We start from the raw sequence: 13,985 nt of genomic DNA on the forward strand, positions 1-13,985 counted from the left end.
CTATGGTTAACGGATACGGCAGTAATAGTTAAATCTATACTGCCATTAAATGATTAAGCATAAAAAAACCCTTCTCCTACAATATATTTCATAGGAAAAGGGTTATGACAAAAATTAAAGCAAAGGACGTTCTCTAGGAGTAGAGAGGAGGACCTAATTATATTCTTATTTTTCTAAAAAAATAGGTTCCTTTGTCTTAGGATCAATGGTATAGGGCAGGGAATAAGCAGGAACAAACATGGAATTATCCACTAAAATAGAGCGGATATCCTCGCCAGGTTTGGGCTCCTTACCTGTCTTTTTTAAAATCTGATAGAGGTCGGGCCGATAATCAACGTAAACCTCGGCATCACCTGTTATGACGAACGAAAGGTTTTGATTTGTAAAGGGACTCACGGCGTATGGAGCTTTCTTGAATCCAAGTTTTGAATAGTCAAGTGAATAAACATTTTTGGCCAATTGCGTTTTATATGGTGGATAACCATTCGTTCTTATCCTTAAATTAATATCCCGAATCGTTTCCGCCATCCGCAAATCCAACAATTTAACCGTAGGATTTGTCTCCTCATTTACAAGTACATATTGAAATATACCACCGCTCTCATAAGCATTTCCAGGTGGTTCTGCTATATACTTGGGCGCAATTTTTTTAAAATCTACAGGATACTTTTGATAAATCGGTGTTTCGGCTTCCTTGGTTTTAATGGGCAGAATTCCGCCATTATCTTTTTGAAAGTCATCTACTGCCGATTGTACTGCCTTGATTTGATCTTTATAAGGTACCTGGTTTTGCGTTAATTCCTCTTTCGGGTACATGCAGCCTGATAAAATGACTGCCATAATCATGAGTGTGCTAAACAGCATTATTCTTTTCATAAAATCACCTTTAGGTTTATGTATGGTCGAAAATTCAAGTTAAAAAAACAATCAGTAAGGTTATTCCTGCCACAATCATAAACAAATAAGCAATAATTGCAGTTAGAATTCGAAATACTCCTTGTAACTTATATCGGCTCAAATAAATCGTAACGATCGCAAGAAACATAAGAGCCATACCTGCAATGGATATCCACATCTTTATCATGGCTGGCGACAATTTTATTCCCCCTTTTTCGAAGATTAATTATAACATAGCTATTATTATAAAAAAATTCATAACATAAAAAAACTGAAGTAAAGAGGGGCGAGTTCTTTACTTCAGCATAAATTTGGACTAAATAACCCATTCTCCAGCGTCTACTACTAGGTTGCTTCGTTGCATTGTATGCAACCTTGAGAAAAAACGCATCATAAGATTGCCTATTTTTTAATAAAAAAGCACATTTTTAATCTTCAAGGGATTTTTCCTCAAGAACATTAACCAAGTCTTCCATCTCATGGGTTCTGCCGCGCGACATTAAAACATCAACTGCATCTTTCGGATTTTTGCCATTAAACAAAACATTATACAGGACAGATGTAATCGGCATATTAACATTATACTTTTGTGCAAGCTGATTCGCCGCTTTTGTTGTTCTTACACCTTCAACCACCATTCCCATATTATCGAGAACCTCAGTTAGCGTTTTTCCCTTACCAAGCAGATTTCCTGCTTTCCAGTTTCTTGAATGTACACTTGTGCAGGTAACAATTAGATCTCCTATTCCCGCTAATCCGGAGAACGTTAATGGATTGGCACCCATTTTTGTTCCGAGCCGGGCTATTTCCGCTAATCCCCGCGTCATTAAAGCGGCCTTAGCATTATCACCGTAACCAAGTCCGTCTGTAATACCGGCCGCCAAGGCTATAATGTTCTTTAAGGCTCCGCCAATTTCCACGCCAATGACATCTGAATTGGTATATACGCGGAAATTTTGATTGATAAATAGATCCTGTATATGTTCAGCTGCTTCCATATTTTCCGATGAGACTGCAACGGTTGTAGGGTGTCTAAGACTGACTTCTTCCGCATGACTAGGTCCTGAAAGAACCACGACATCCTTAAGAAGTTCTTTAGGCATTTCTTCTTTAATAATTTCGGTTATTCGCAGCAGGGTATTAGGCTCTATCCCTTTACTCACATGCGTAATCGTCAATGGTTCACTCTGAACTGCTCGAATACTGCCTAGCACTTCCCGAATGGCTTTTGTCGGAACAGCCAGGATAATGTTTTCCACTCCCATTAATGCATCATTTAACGAAGCATACCCCACAATTAATCCTGGCAATTTGATATCAGGTAAATATTTTTTATTGGTATGAAATTGATTTATTTCCTTTACCTGGTCCTCATTATGACTCCATAAACGTACTTCATGACCGTTGTCTGCAAGTACCATTGCGAGGGCTGTTCCCCAGCTTCCTGCACCAATAACAGTTACGGCTGTTTTGCTATCCTCCCGCATAACCCTTCACCTGCCTTTATTATTTTCTTTCTCGAGCATAAATCTTGATTGGCGTCCCCTCAAAACCAAAAGCGTCCCGAATCCTGTTTTCAAGAAAGCGTTCATAGGAAAAATGCATTAATTCAGGTTCATTTACAAAAACAACAAAAGTTGGTGGTTTGACAGCCACTTGGGTAGCATAATAAATTTTTAATCGTCGACCCTTGTCTGTCGGAGTAGGATTCATCGCGACCGCATCCATAATGACGTCATTTAACACGCTTGTTTCAACTCGCATCGAATGATTATCACTTGCCGTATTGATCATTGGCATTAGCGTATGGATACGCTTTTTCGTTTTTGCCGATAGGAAAACAATTGGAGCATAGCTAAGAAATAAGAAATGTTCTCTTATTTTTTGTTCCAATTCTTTCATTGTTTTCTCATCTTTTTCAACCGCATCCCATTTATTCACCACAATCACGACAGCCCGTCCTGCTTCATGGGCATAACCGGCAATTTTCTTATCTTGCTCAATAATTCCTTCTTCAGCGTTAATGACCACTAAAACAACATCTGAACGTTCAATCGCCCTTAGTGCACGCAACACACTATACTTTTCTGTCGTTTCATACACTTTTCCTCTTTTTCTTATTCCAGCTGTATCAATAATGACATATCTTTGGCCGTTATAAGTATAAGGGGAATCGACTGCATCACGAGTGGTACCGGCAATATTGCTGACTATGACACGATCTTCTCCTAGTATCGCATTTACGAGAGAGGACTTTCCAACATTCGGTCGTCCAATTAAAGAAAACTTGACCACATCTTCATCATATTCTATTGGCTTTGATTTTGGAAAATATTTAGCTGCCTCATCTAATAAATCACCAAGGCCAAGTCCGTGAGATCCTGACACTGGGATTGGTTCACCAAAACCCAATGAATAAAAATCATAAAGTAACTCTCTCATTTCAGGGTTATCGATCTTATTTACTCCTAATACGATTGGCTTTTTGGACTTATAGAGGATTTTTGCTACTTCTTCATCCGCTGCCGTTACCCCTTCACGACCATTTGTTAAAAAGATAATGACATCAGCTTCATCAATTGCAACCTCCGCCTGCTGGCGAATCTGCTCTAAAAATGGCTCATCTCCAATATCTATTCCACCCGTATCGATCACATTAAAATCATGTGTTAACCATTCACCTGAACTATAAATCCGATCTCTAGTTACTCCCGGCACGTCTTCCACGATGGAAACACGCTCACCCACAATCCTATTAAATATGGTGGATTTTCCAACGTTTGGTCTTCCTACAATGGCAATAACAGGTTTAACCATCTTAATCGCCATCCTTTCTAATATATTTCACAATAGTGTTATTAGTTAGCATTATTCAAATTGAAAGTTCTTACGTAAGTAAGGCGGACAATAGCCTTAAGTAAAGAAACCCTTCTGTTAACAAGAAGGGCCTAACTTCAATTATTTTAACAATGTTAGTCCTTTCCTGCAATGGTAAGGATTCTCCAAGCAGCCCATTTAAGATGATTTTTGTTTTCCTTTTTCAAAAAAATGATAGTGTGTTTGAAAAAACGTTCCAGCATTTTCGATTGCACTCCAAGCAACAAGTAAAGCAGAAATCAACGCACATGCATCTAGATATTCAAACCCGCCTATTTCATATGGAAAAGGGAATTTACTTAAGGTATATGCATATAGAAACTCCCCTTGCATCGTTCCGCAAATCGCAATCAGTAATCTTCCTTTTAAGCTTTTTTGCAACAGGATGGCAAGGTATCCAAAGGCAATTCCCATCATCCATTCCTTTTTAAAAATAATCCAGACCGGGTCAAAAATTTCAAACAAATGAAACGCCACATATCCTATTGATACAATCAATGAACAAAGATAGAAATAAAGAATTGCTCCCCGTTTTTCCTGGCTAAAGAAAAGATAACTCATGACGAGTAAAAATAATCCACTGGTATGAATGTCATATTCCCCCAGTTTAAAGTGCTGATTGGATAATAGGATAACGATTAAAATAATTGCAGATAGTTTTCGCCGATACGGGTTTTTCTTATCTGTCAGAAAAGTAAGGTAAACCCAAAATGACCAATAAATCCAATAAAACATCGTACCTTCCATGCATACACCTCCTATTATTTTCATTATTGGTAAACTTTATGTACTTTCATACTTCCTTGAATAATATTTCAGTGGTGAATCATCTTATAAAGAGGAGGTGTAGAAAATGGGAAAAGACCGCCAAGAAAAAAAGCTGGCTGCAAGCGGGCGCGCTGGGAAAGATCGTGATCAGGCCTTGCATTATCCTGGCTCAACAAAGTTATCAAGTCCTGAGGAAGCTAGAGATTTAAACGATGGAAAATATGATGAATAAATAGTAAAAGCTCCCGCACATGCGGGAGCTTTATTTAATCTTTCGCTGACTATATTGCTTTGTATCGATTCCTCTTTGCGTTAACCAGTGATAGGTCTCACCTGATATAATTACGGGCGCATTTTTTAAGTCCGAAATAGACTTTGCACCTAATGCAGTCATTACCATTGTTAATTCCGAATGAAGAGTGTTTATTTCTTCGATTAAAGCTTCCAGACCATCCTGCACAAGTATTTGCAAGAAGAAGCCTGCGAGACCAATCGCACTTGCACCAATTGCTAACCCTTTTGCAATATCTATGCTTGAGGAAAAACCTCCAGACCCAATAATCGGAATATGATTAGGGATACTTGCTGCCTCAAGTATTGAAATAGGTGTAGGGATTCCCCAATTATTGAAAAACGGAAGAGATTGTTTCCTGCGTTTATTTTCTATTTCAGCAAAATTTGTCCCTCCGGAACCTCCTACATCAACAAAAGCTGCACCTGCCGAAATGAGAGACTCAACTGTTTCCATAGACATGCCAAAGCCGACTTCCTTTACGATAATCGGAACGTTTACCCCACTGGCAATCTCTGTGATTCTGTTTAGAGATCCGAAAAAATTCCGATCCCCTTCAGGCATCGTTAATTCTTGAATCACATTTAAATGGATTTGTAAGGCATTGGCCCCAATCATATCAATGGCCAATTTAGCATTTTCAATGGTCGCTTCACTGCCTAAATTGGCGATGACAATCCCATTGGGATTCTCTTTACGGACAATTTCATATGTATATCTTTCTTGTTGATCCCTAATAGCCGACATTTGTGACCCAACAGCCATAGCCACTCCGGTATGCTTTGCAGCGATTGCCAGCTGCTTATTAATTTGATAGGTTTTTTCGCCGCCGCCGCCCGTCATTGCATTGATAAAAATTGGCGAACTTAAAGAAAGTTCGCCAATTAAATAATTTAATCGAACATCGGACACATTGATATTCGGTAAGCTTTGGTGAATAAATTTGATATCGTCGAAAACTGTAGAACGATTTTGCCTATTTTCCAAGGCAAAGCGAATATGATCCCATTTTCGTTCAGATCTTGACACTTACATCACCATTATTTTCCTAGATTCTTTAATTTATCTCCAATCATTTCTCCAAGCTGGAACCCTTTAGACTCTTCAGGAAGCTCGTAATCAAAGTTTTCCTCTACTTCTTTTTCAAGCAATTCCTTTATGCTCAATGATAAACGCTGATCCTGCTCATTGACATCAAGAACTTTTACATTTACTTCTTGACCTTCTTTTAAAACTTCATGAGGGGTTCCGATATGTTTATGAGCAATTTGCGAGATATGAACAAGCCCTTCTACACCAGGAAATACTTCCACAAAAGCTCCATAAGAAACCAATCTTTTCACTGTTCCGCTTAAAGTACTTCCTTTAGGAGCTTTCTCAGCGATATTATTCCAAGGTCCTGGAAGGGTTTCTTTAATCGATAATGAAATTCGCTCATTATCGCGGTCAACACTCAACACTTTTACGTTCACTTGTTGTCCTTCGTGGACAACATCCGATGGTTTATTAACATGTTCATGGGAAAGCTGTGAAATATGAACTAGTCCATCAATTCCGCCGATATCTACAAAGGCACCAAAATCAGTAATTCTTTGGACAGTTCCCTCAATAACTTGCCCCACTTCTAGAGCACCAAGACGGTTTTGTTTTAACTTTCCTTTTTCTTGTTCTACAACTGCACGATGGGAGAGAATTAAGCGATTTTTTTCCTTGTCAAGTTCAACGATTTTAAATGAAAGCGTACGGCCTTTGTAATCACTAAAATCCTCGACAAAATGCGCCTCTACTAAGGAAGCTGGAACAAATCCACGAACACCAAGGTCTACAACTAATCCGCCTTTAACAACGTCTTTAACCTCTGTTTCGAAGATCTCTTCAGCTTGGAATTTATTTTCTAAGCTTTCCCAAGCTTTCTCAGCATCCACTTTCCGTTTCGATAATACTAATGCATCTTCTTCTACCTTTGTTACTTCTAATTCCAATTCATCGCCTTCTGCAACAGCATCAGATGCCTTTTCAATATGAAGGCTTGAAAGTTCACTAATTGGGATAATTCCATCCAATTTACTGCCTGGAATATTCACAAGCACCTGTTTTTCCTCAACCTTAGTAACTTGTCCAGTTACTTTATCCCCGATTTCAAAGTTTTTCACTTCTACTTGATTCAATTCTTCCGACATATGTATTCCTCCTTATTCCATTTACTCTTAAAAATCTATATATGATTTGGTGAAAAACACACTGTTCACCACATATAAAATAAAACAAAACCAATAGAATTTTCAAAAAAAATCTCTTTTTATTAACTTCTTACAAATAGCCTTTTTTGTCAAGCAGAAGCTATTTATGCTCTTTTATAAGTTTATCGATTTCTGACATAATTAATTCAGTTACTTGCTCAGCTGAAGCTTTTGTTTGTCTCATTTCAGTCATATCGATTGGTTTACCATAAACCATTTTTAATTTTTTTAGACTTTTATACGGACCAATGACCGCACAAGGTACAACTTGCGCTTCCGTTCGTAATGCAAAAAAACCCGCTCCTGAAAGCCCTTTTCCCAGTTCCCCTGTTTTGCTTCTTGTTCCTTCTGGAAAGAGTCCAAAAATATGTCCATCCTTTAAAAGCTTTAATCCTGTCCTTAGCGCCTCTCGGTCACTGAATCCCCTTTTTACCGGGAATGCATTACATTTTCTTACGATTCCACCCAATACCGGGACCTGAAAAAGCTCATCTTTAGCCATATAATGCACGGGACGAGGGCACATAATACCGACAACGATTGGGTCGATTACAGAGATATGGTTGGAGCAAAGGAGCACGCCACCCTCTTTCGGGATATTCTCTACACCTACTGCTTGTATCCGATACCACGGTTTAAAAATGGTATAAACCACTGATTTGGCAAACCCATAAAACGTCATACTCAACCAATCCTTTCATTCACCAACGCCATTATTTTTTCGACAACATCAGGAATGGTCAAAGAGGTTGTGTCGATTTCAATTGCATCACTTGCCTTTTTTAAAGGAGCCACTGCTCTTTCCGAGTCAATTTTATCACGCTGGGCAATCTCTTCTTTTAATTTTTCTAAATCAGAAGGAAAGCCTTTCTCTAAGTTTTCAGTATGCCTTCTTTCAGCTCTCTCTTCTACACTTGCTAGCAAAAATACTTTTACTTCAGCATTTGGTAAAACATGTGTTCCAATGTCTCTACCATCCATCACAACTCCGCCTTCTGTGGCGAATGCTTGCTGTCTTTTCACCATTTCTTCACGGACTTTTGGCTGCCGTGCCACGTAGGACACAGAATTAGTTACTTCAGATGTACGAATCAAATCAGTTACATCACAGTTATCAAGAATAACCAATTGTCCTGTATTGGAAGGTTTTAGTTCAATCACTGTCGATAAGAGCGTGTCCAATAATGCTGCTTCATCTTCCAAATCAAGTTGATTGTTGATTGCTTTATATGTCAATGCTCTGTACATCGCACCAGTATCAATATAAACATAAGAAAGTCTTTCTGCCACAATTTTTGCTACTGTACTTTTCCCGGCTGCGGCAGGGCCGTCAATTGCAATTGATATTTTATTTTCCATAAATCCTCCTAAATGCTCTCATGATCGTCTCATCTACCTTATTTATTTTACCACAAGATAAAGATATGCCTCTTTTTTTAGCAATTAAATAAAAGAAAAATGCTGAAATAAGCCTAATTTAATTAATACAATTGCCCAAAATTCGATAATAAAAATAGGAAAGTATAAATCTTCCAACAAGAGGAAGCATTTATACTTTCCTATTTTATTTGTTAACAAAATGCTTTGGTTACGGGCTATTCTCCTGAAAGGTCTGCAAAATTTCAGTTATTGAATTTTCATTAACCCCTTCGTATTTTGTTAAATGTTTAATTTGCGGAAAGATATCGAATTGATGCAACAGTAATTGTGATAAAAATAAAAAGATAAATTGTACTATCACTACTTTAATTAAAATTCTTTCTATTGTTTTCATGCCAATCACTCCAAAAGCCATATGTCGTTAGTATTGGAGCAGCCTGCCGATTTTATTCTTTTCTTCTAATAAAGGAATGATTTAAAAAAGGGGAAAACTGTGTTTTCCCTATAAAACATCTTCGTATGTTGCCTCGGCATTTTTTAATTTTTCTACTTCTTCTTCTAATCCTGTTTTAGCATTAATAAAAATCCGATAGGTATCATCACCCAATGTTCCTAAGAATTCATAACATAACACATCTTCATTTAGATCATTAACGATCATTGCTTGGCGTTGTTCCATTACCTTTAATTTTGGATTTACTTTGGTACGAGCTTGTGCAAGAGTAAGCGTTGGTTTTTCAATGGTTCGAGTTTGGAATGATTTTAAGTACTCTTCAGCAGAAATACCAACTATATCTCCATTATCCAGCGCTACTTTGACTTTTACTGATTCTGGATAAATTCTAACTCCATTTATATTTGTAACAAAATCAAATACTCCCACATTATCATATTGTGTACTCTCAAATGTTTCTAAATTTTTAAAGCCTGTTTCCTTCAAAAATGCTGCCGCCTTATTATTGGCATCGTTTAAACTCAAAGATTGTTTTTTGATATCACGGTTATTAATGAACCAAATGGGCTTGCCTGCCTTTTTCGTAATATCCATACTTGCTTCTTGTCCTGCCGTTTTATTTTTAATGGATACACTGTAAAAACCATAATCAGAGCCTTTACCATTATCAGTGACTTTTACGTTTGCATTTCCATCAAACTTCATATACCTTTTTGCAATTTGAATTGCCTCATTGCGGGTAATGGTTTTCCCTTTAATTTTCTTATAGTTTTCATCCTTTTTTTGAAAATTGCTAAATGTTGGCCCCAAATCTGATTCCGCAAAGCTTGTAACTGTTTTTTCAACAGTCTTAAACCCATCAATAATCGTATTGTCTGTGTTTTCCTTCCCAGATGCCAGGGCAAGTTCCACATCCATCCACCGAAGATTATTTTTCAAGACCATATGTTGTACATTTCGAAGCTCATTTTGGATGTCACCAGACTGCTTGTACAGTGCTTGAAGTGTTTGATATTCTTTATCAGTCAATGGTTCCTTCGATAAATCTCTAACTGCAGTACGATAGCTAAAGTTACCAATATTCGCTAAAAATTCCTCAGTTTTATTGAAAGGCAATAGTGTTAACGGAAGCTGTCCAACATCGCCATGTGCCTGCGAAGTGAGCCTCCATACTTCGATTAAGGAGGGCGATAAGGATTCTTTGGAATTCATCGCAAGTGTAGTTCCTATTTTATCGTTTAATAGATCCATACGATAAGAAAGATTATGGAATGCCCGTTGATAGTTGTTTTCCGCATTGATAAGGATTGCATTTTTTTCCTGATGTTCTTGATAGCCCCAATAAGCTGTTCCCGCAATACCAACAGCGAGAACACCTATCAATATGCCTCTAATCAATTGAGCTCACCCCTCTATTTACAAAAAATATGCTTGCCAATACGTTTAATTTGCGGTCTGCCCCAAATCCATCCGCTGGTGGCCGTTGCTGGATTAAAGTAATACAGTGCCTCTCCCGTTGGATCCCATCCATTTATGGCATCTATTACCGCTTTTTTAGCGGATTCATTTGGAGTCAGCCAAATTTGTCCATCTGCTACTGCTGTAAAGGCACCCGGTTCAAAAATAACACCGGAAACTGTGCTAGGAAATGATGAGCTGTTGACACGATTCAAAATAACTGCAGCAACAGCGACCTGACCAATATACGGTTCTCCCCTTGACTCACCATGAACAGCATTGGCCATTAATCTTATATCATTTTGCGAGTACCCTTTTGGTGTGTTTAAGGCTGTCGGCTTTTTTGCAGCTGCCTTGGGCGGCGTTGAATTCTGTGCTGTTTGTTTGTTATATTTCGTGGCTTTTGTTAATTTTGCTTTTGTTGTTGCCCCTGCAATTCCATCAATAGGTAAACCGAATTCATATTGGAAATTTCTTAACGCCCAATACGTGCCCCATCCAAATACCCCATCAATTTTCCCATGATAGAAGCCTATATATGTGAGCCTAGATTGCAGCTCGATTACATCCTCCCCTACTGCTCCTCTTTGAATTACCTGATTCGAAAACGCATATACCTTTTGACTCTCCAAGGAAGAAAATATCATGGTACATGAAAAGATTAAGATGAAGAATCTGATGAAGATGTTTTTCTTTATCATGGAATAATAACCCCCATTATGAATCTTTTTAGCATTAAGGCTATTTTTTGTTTTAATGGTATTTTTATTCCATTTCTAACAGAAAAAAACCCTTCAACCAACTGTGAAGGGTTTTAAAAAGTTTTTTCGGTTAGTTAAACAGGTGCTTGTGCCTTATGTTCCGGGTATTCTTTAAAATGATTTGCACTTAAAATTTTCGCCTTTTTTACTTTCCGCAATCCAAACCACCAAAGGAAAATCATAAATGGAAAAATAATAAACAACCAGTTCTCAAGTGAAATTAAAATAAAGTCATAGGAGCCATGCAAAAGAATCGGCAACAACAAGGATAATAAAATCCACTTTGCTTTATGATCCTTCGTAAACTTTGCTTTTCCTAGATAAAAGCCCATAATAACACCGAATAGAGCATGACTAGAAACAGGTAATAGAGCGCGGGTCATGGCATGCTCAATTCCATTTGCCACTAAATAAAAGATATTTTCAACAGTAGCAAAACCAAGCGAAACGGCTACCCCGTATACAATTCCATCAAACGGTTCATCAAATTCGACGTGCTGATATATAAGATAAAAAAGGATAAACCATTTAAAAAACTCTTCTAAAATACCTGAACCAAAAAAGGCATTTAATAAATCGGATTGTAATAAATGCTCTGTTTCCAAAACATGTTGGATAAACATAATGGGGAACACCAGCAGCACACCATACAAAAATGTTCGAAAAACAAAGGAAACAGGCTCTGGTTCATATTCATCCCTTAAATAAAAATAACTTAGCAAGGCCAAACCTGGAGCAATTCCGGCCGATAATATTCCAAGCATGCTGAACCTCTTTTCCAATCCTTTTTCTTAATGGTACCATGTATAGCACGTAAAGAAAATGAAAGATTCATTCCAGCGGCCAAAGAAACCTACGCGTTAAAAATTGATGTTTTCAATGCTGCTTGCCATCGCAACAGCCAATTTCATCCTTGCCTTTTTAGAATCATTATCACTTCCAAGTATGACTCCCTTTTTATACAGGTCATATGCACTGCCTTCATAATCGTACGTTGTATAGACTGCGCCCTCTTCAGCACTGGTAGTAATCACTATTTTGATCCCTGCTTTTATGGACGCTTCGATTTCTTGCATCATCTTCGGAGCTACCTGACCTCTTCCCACTCCCTCAAGGATGATTCCAGATACACCTGCTTCTCGGGCTGCCTTTATAAATTTCCCATCTGCCCCAATATAGCACTTAATAATTTCTACAGCCGGAATGGGGGATTTTAATTGATAGTACTCTCTTCTAATCGGTTTCTGGAAAACATGGACATTGTCATTATCAATAATACCAAGATAGCCAAAGCCGAAGGCATTAAACCCCTGAATATTAGAGGCATGTTCTTTTTTTACATATCTAGCCGCAAAAATTCGTTCATTAAATACAACAACGGTGCCAACATCGTGTAAATCTTGAGAACATGCCGAATAAATGGCATGTCGCAAATTAATGTACACATCACTGCCTAAATCATCAGGTGATCGCTGCGAGCCTGTGACGACTACAGGCCTGCGGTCATTAATGGTTAAATCAAGAAAATAGGAAGTTTCCTCCATTGTATCAGTCCCATGGGTGACAACGACACCAGAAACGGACTCATCCTTAAAGTAATCCTCAATTTTAGTTTTTAAAAAGACTAAATCGTCAAATGTAATATGTATACTCGCTTTTTGAAAGACAGAGTCCACGATTACTTCTATTTCATTGGGTAAGTGACACATCGCTGCCAGTTCTTCCCCGGTAATAGCTCCGGAAGCTAATTTACCAGAGGTTTTATTTGGTTTACTAGCAATCGTACCCCCTGTTGTTAATAAAACGACCTTTTTCATCATTTATCACCCTTTAGTTTCTTTATCTAGTATAGATTGTGCGATTTGACCGCCATGGAAACGACCATTTTCAATAAAAATTTCATTTGCATTATTGCCTGCCGCAATAACACCAGCAATATAGATTCCACTGATATTAGTTTCCATTGTATCAGAATTATAGAAAGGTCTTCCGGTTTCTTCATCCATTCTTATCCCCATCTTCACTAGGAAATCATGGTCAGGATGATATCCGGTCATCGCAAAGACAAAATCATTTTTTATCGTTTTTTGTTTCCCTTCCTTTATATAAGTTACTTGGTTTTCGGTAATTCCTTTAACATCTGCTTCAAACTCCATTGTAATGGTTCCATTTTTGACTAATGATTCAAATTCAGGGAGAATCCATGGTTTAATACTTGGTGAATATTCTTTACCGCGGTATAAAACCGTTACCCGGGCTCCTGCCTTTACGAGTTCAAGTGCGGCATCGACACTTGAATTTTTCCCTCCGATTACACAAACATCCTTATCAAAATAGGGATGTGCTTCTTTAAAGTAATGGAATACTTTTGGAAGGCTTTCACCTGGTACATTCATATAGTTTGGATGATCATAATAACCCGTTGCAATGACAACATAACCACTCTGATAAGTATCTTTATCTGTTTTGACGTGGAATATCTGCTCATGTTTTGAAACTTCTATAACTGTTTCAAATGCATTTATCCGCAGCTGTTTCCGCTTTGCAACCTCCCGATAATACACTAACGCCTGATTACGTTTAGGCTTGTAACTATCCGTCACAAAAGGAAACCCGCCTATTTCTAATTTTTCGCTTGTACTAAAAAAGGTTTGATGGGTTGGATAATGATAGATGGAATTTACAACATTCCCCTTTTCGATAATTAATGGCTTCTTCCCAATCTCTTGTAAAGCGATTGCTGCAGCTAAACCACAGGGACCCCCGCCAATAATAATGACATCTTCAATTTGCATCTAGACCAGCTCCTTACAACGAATATATATATAAAGAATTATTTCTCTACAAAAAAATCTCCT

16 protein-coding genes are annotated in these 13,985 nt (G+C 37.8%); 1 reads left to right on the forward strand and 15 read right to left on the reverse strand.

The window, feature by feature from the left end; translation table 11 throughout:
• Positions 1-165: 165 nt before the first annotated feature.
• From J7E81_RS14395 to J7E81_RS14415, 5 genes are all read right to left on the reverse strand, one after another.
• Positions 166-876, reverse strand: a complete 711-nt coding sequence (locus J7E81_RS14395) for a hypothetical protein (protein WP_215043147.1) — start codon at positions 874-876, stop codon at positions 166-168.
• 34 nt (positions 877-910) lie between these two features.
• Positions 911-1,096 carry a DUF2768 domain-containing protein gene (locus tag J7E81_RS14400; RefSeq protein WP_215043149.1) on the reverse strand — a complete coding sequence of 62 codons (186 nt, stop codon included), beginning with the start codon at positions 1,094-1,096 and terminating at the stop codon, positions 911-913.
• Between the two features lie 229 nt (positions 1,097-1,325).
• Positions 1,326-2,384, reverse strand: coding sequence for an NAD(P)H-dependent glycerol-3-phosphate dehydrogenase (locus tag J7E81_RS14405; RefSeq protein ID WP_215043158.1), 1,059 nt, complete (start codon positions 2,382-2,384; stop codon positions 1,326-1,328).
• Between the two features lie 19 nt (positions 2,385-2,403).
• Positions 2,404-3,714, reverse strand: coding sequence for a ribosome biogenesis GTPase Der (der, locus tag J7E81_RS14410; RefSeq protein ID WP_215043160.1), 1,311 nt, complete (start codon positions 3,712-3,714; stop codon positions 2,404-2,406).
• Positions 3,715-3,912: 198 nt separating this feature from the next.
• A complete protein-coding gene (locus J7E81_RS14415) occupies positions 3,913-4,521 on the reverse strand; it encodes a YphA family membrane protein (RefSeq protein WP_215043162.1) in 609 nt (202 codons plus the stop codon).
• A 106-nt stretch (positions 4,522-4,627) separates the two neighbouring features.
• Here J7E81_RS14415 and J7E81_RS14420 point away from each other — a divergent pair, with 106 nt between their 5' ends.
• Entirely contained in the window at positions 4,628-4,774 is a 147-nt protein-coding gene (locus J7E81_RS14420; RefSeq protein ID WP_215043164.1) for a YpzI family protein, read from the forward strand.
• Between the two features lie 30 nt (positions 4,775-4,804).
• Here the strand turns inward: J7E81_RS14420 and fni are convergent, their stop codons facing one another.
• From fni to J7E81_RS14470, 10 genes are all read right to left on the reverse strand, one after another.
• Positions 4,805-5,863, reverse strand: coding sequence for a type 2 isopentenyl-diphosphate Delta-isomerase (gene fni, locus J7E81_RS14425; RefSeq protein ID WP_215043166.1), 1,059 nt, complete (start codon positions 5,861-5,863; stop codon positions 4,805-4,807).
• A gap of 11 nt (positions 5,864-5,874) precedes the next feature.
• Complete coding sequence (gene rpsA, locus J7E81_RS14430; protein WP_215043168.1) at positions 5,875-7,014, reverse strand: 30S ribosomal protein S1; 1,140 nt, start codon at positions 7,012-7,014, stop codon at positions 5,875-5,877.
• A gap of 160 nt (positions 7,015-7,174) precedes the next feature.
• Positions 7,175-7,756 (reverse strand): lysophospholipid acyltransferase family protein, encoded by a 582-nt coding sequence (locus J7E81_RS14435; protein ID WP_215043170.1) that lies wholly within the window; start codon positions 7,754-7,756, stop codon positions 7,175-7,177.
• 2 nt (positions 7,757-7,758) lie between these two features.
• The gene (gene cmk, locus J7E81_RS14440; protein WP_215043172.1) at positions 7,759-8,433 is read right to left on the reverse strand and encodes a (d)CMP kinase; all 675 of its coding nucleotides are present in this window, start codon (positions 8,431-8,433) and stop codon (positions 7,759-7,761) included.
• Between the two features lie 229 nt (positions 8,434-8,662).
• Complete coding sequence (locus J7E81_RS14445) at positions 8,663-8,848, reverse strand: YpfB family protein (protein ID WP_215043174.1); 186 nt, start codon at positions 8,846-8,848, stop codon at positions 8,663-8,665.
• Between the two features lie 108 nt (positions 8,849-8,956).
• Positions 8,957-10,306: a germination protein YpeB gene (ypeB, locus tag J7E81_RS14450; protein ID WP_215043176.1), complete on the reverse strand. Its 1,350-nt coding sequence runs from the start codon at positions 10,304-10,306 to the stop codon at positions 8,957-8,959.
• 14 nt (positions 10,307-10,320) lie between these two features.
• Complete coding sequence (sleB, locus tag J7E81_RS14455; RefSeq protein WP_374104056.1) at positions 10,321-11,013, reverse strand: spore cortex-lytic enzyme; 693 nt, start codon at positions 11,011-11,013, stop codon at positions 10,321-10,323.
• A gap of 188 nt (positions 11,014-11,201) precedes the next feature.
• Positions 11,202-11,891 carry a glutamic-type intramembrane protease PrsW gene (gene prsW, locus J7E81_RS14460; protein ID WP_215043181.1) on the reverse strand — a complete coding sequence of 230 codons (690 nt, stop codon included), beginning with the start codon at positions 11,889-11,891 and terminating at the stop codon, positions 11,202-11,204.
• Positions 11,892-11,987: 96 nt separating this feature from the next.
• Complete coding sequence (locus J7E81_RS14465; protein ID WP_215043183.1) at positions 11,988-12,944, reverse strand: asparaginase; 957 nt, start codon at positions 12,942-12,944, stop codon at positions 11,988-11,990.
• A 6-nt stretch (positions 12,945-12,950) separates the two neighbouring features.
• Positions 12,951-13,922, reverse strand: a complete 972-nt coding sequence (locus tag J7E81_RS14470) for a YpdA family putative bacillithiol disulfide reductase (protein WP_215043184.1) — start codon at positions 13,920-13,922, stop codon at positions 12,951-12,953.
• Positions 13,923-13,985 lie beyond the last annotated feature (63 nt).

Origin of the sequence: Bacillus sp. ISL-18, from assembly GCF_018613415.1 — a bacterium.
GTDB lineage: Bacteria > Bacillota > Bacilli > Bacillales > Cytobacillaceae > Neobacillus.

Bases quoted from the DNA above. Each gene is read 5' to 3' on its own strand.
- J7E81_RS14405 (WP_215043158.1), bottom strand. From the start codon at position 2,384: ATGCGGGAGGATAGCAAAACAGCCGTAACTGTTATTGGTGCAGGAAGC.
- prsW (WP_215043181.1), bottom strand. From the start codon at position 11,891: ATGCTTGGAATATTATCGGCCGGAATTGCTCCAGGTTTGGCCTTGCTA.
- der (WP_215043160.1), bottom strand. From the start codon at position 3,714: ATGGTTAAACCTGTTATTGCCATTGTAGGAAGACCAAACGTTGGAAAA.
- sleB (WP_374104056.1), bottom strand. From the start codon at position 11,013: ATGATATTTTCTTCCTTGGAGAGTCAAAAGGTATATGCGTTTTCGAAT.
- J7E81_RS14435 (WP_215043170.1), bottom strand. From the start codon at position 7,756: ATGACGTTTTATGGGTTTGCCAAATCAGTGGTTTATACCATTTTTAAA.
- J7E81_RS14395 (WP_215043147.1), bottom strand. From the start codon at position 876: ATGAAAAGAATAATGCTGTTTAGCACACTCATGATTATGGCAGTCATT.
- rpsA (WP_215043168.1), bottom strand. From the start codon at position 7,014: ATGTCGGAAGAATTGAATCAAGTAGAAGTGAAAAACTTTGAAATCGGG.
- J7E81_RS14470 (WP_215043184.1), bottom strand. From the start codon at position 13,922: ATGCAAATTGAAGATGTCATTATTATTGGCGGGGGTCCCTGTGGTTTA.
- cmk (WP_215043172.1), bottom strand. From the start codon at position 8,433: ATGGAAAATAAAATATCAATTGCAATTGACGGCCCTGCCGCAGCCGGG.
- J7E81_RS14465 (WP_215043183.1), bottom strand. From the start codon at position 12,944: ATGAAAAAGGTCGTTTTATTAACAACAGGGGGTACGATTGCTAGTAAA.
- J7E81_RS14420 (WP_215043164.1), top strand. From the start codon at position 4,628: ATGGGAAAAGACCGCCAAGAAAAAAAGCTGGCTGCAAGCGGGCGCGCT.
- J7E81_RS14415 (WP_215043162.1), bottom strand. From the start codon at position 4,521: ATGGAAGGTACGATGTTTTATTGGATTTATTGGTCATTTTGGGTTTAC.
- J7E81_RS14445 (WP_215043174.1), bottom strand. From the start codon at position 8,848: ATGAAAACAATAGAAAGAATTTTAATTAAAGTAGTGATAGTACAATTT.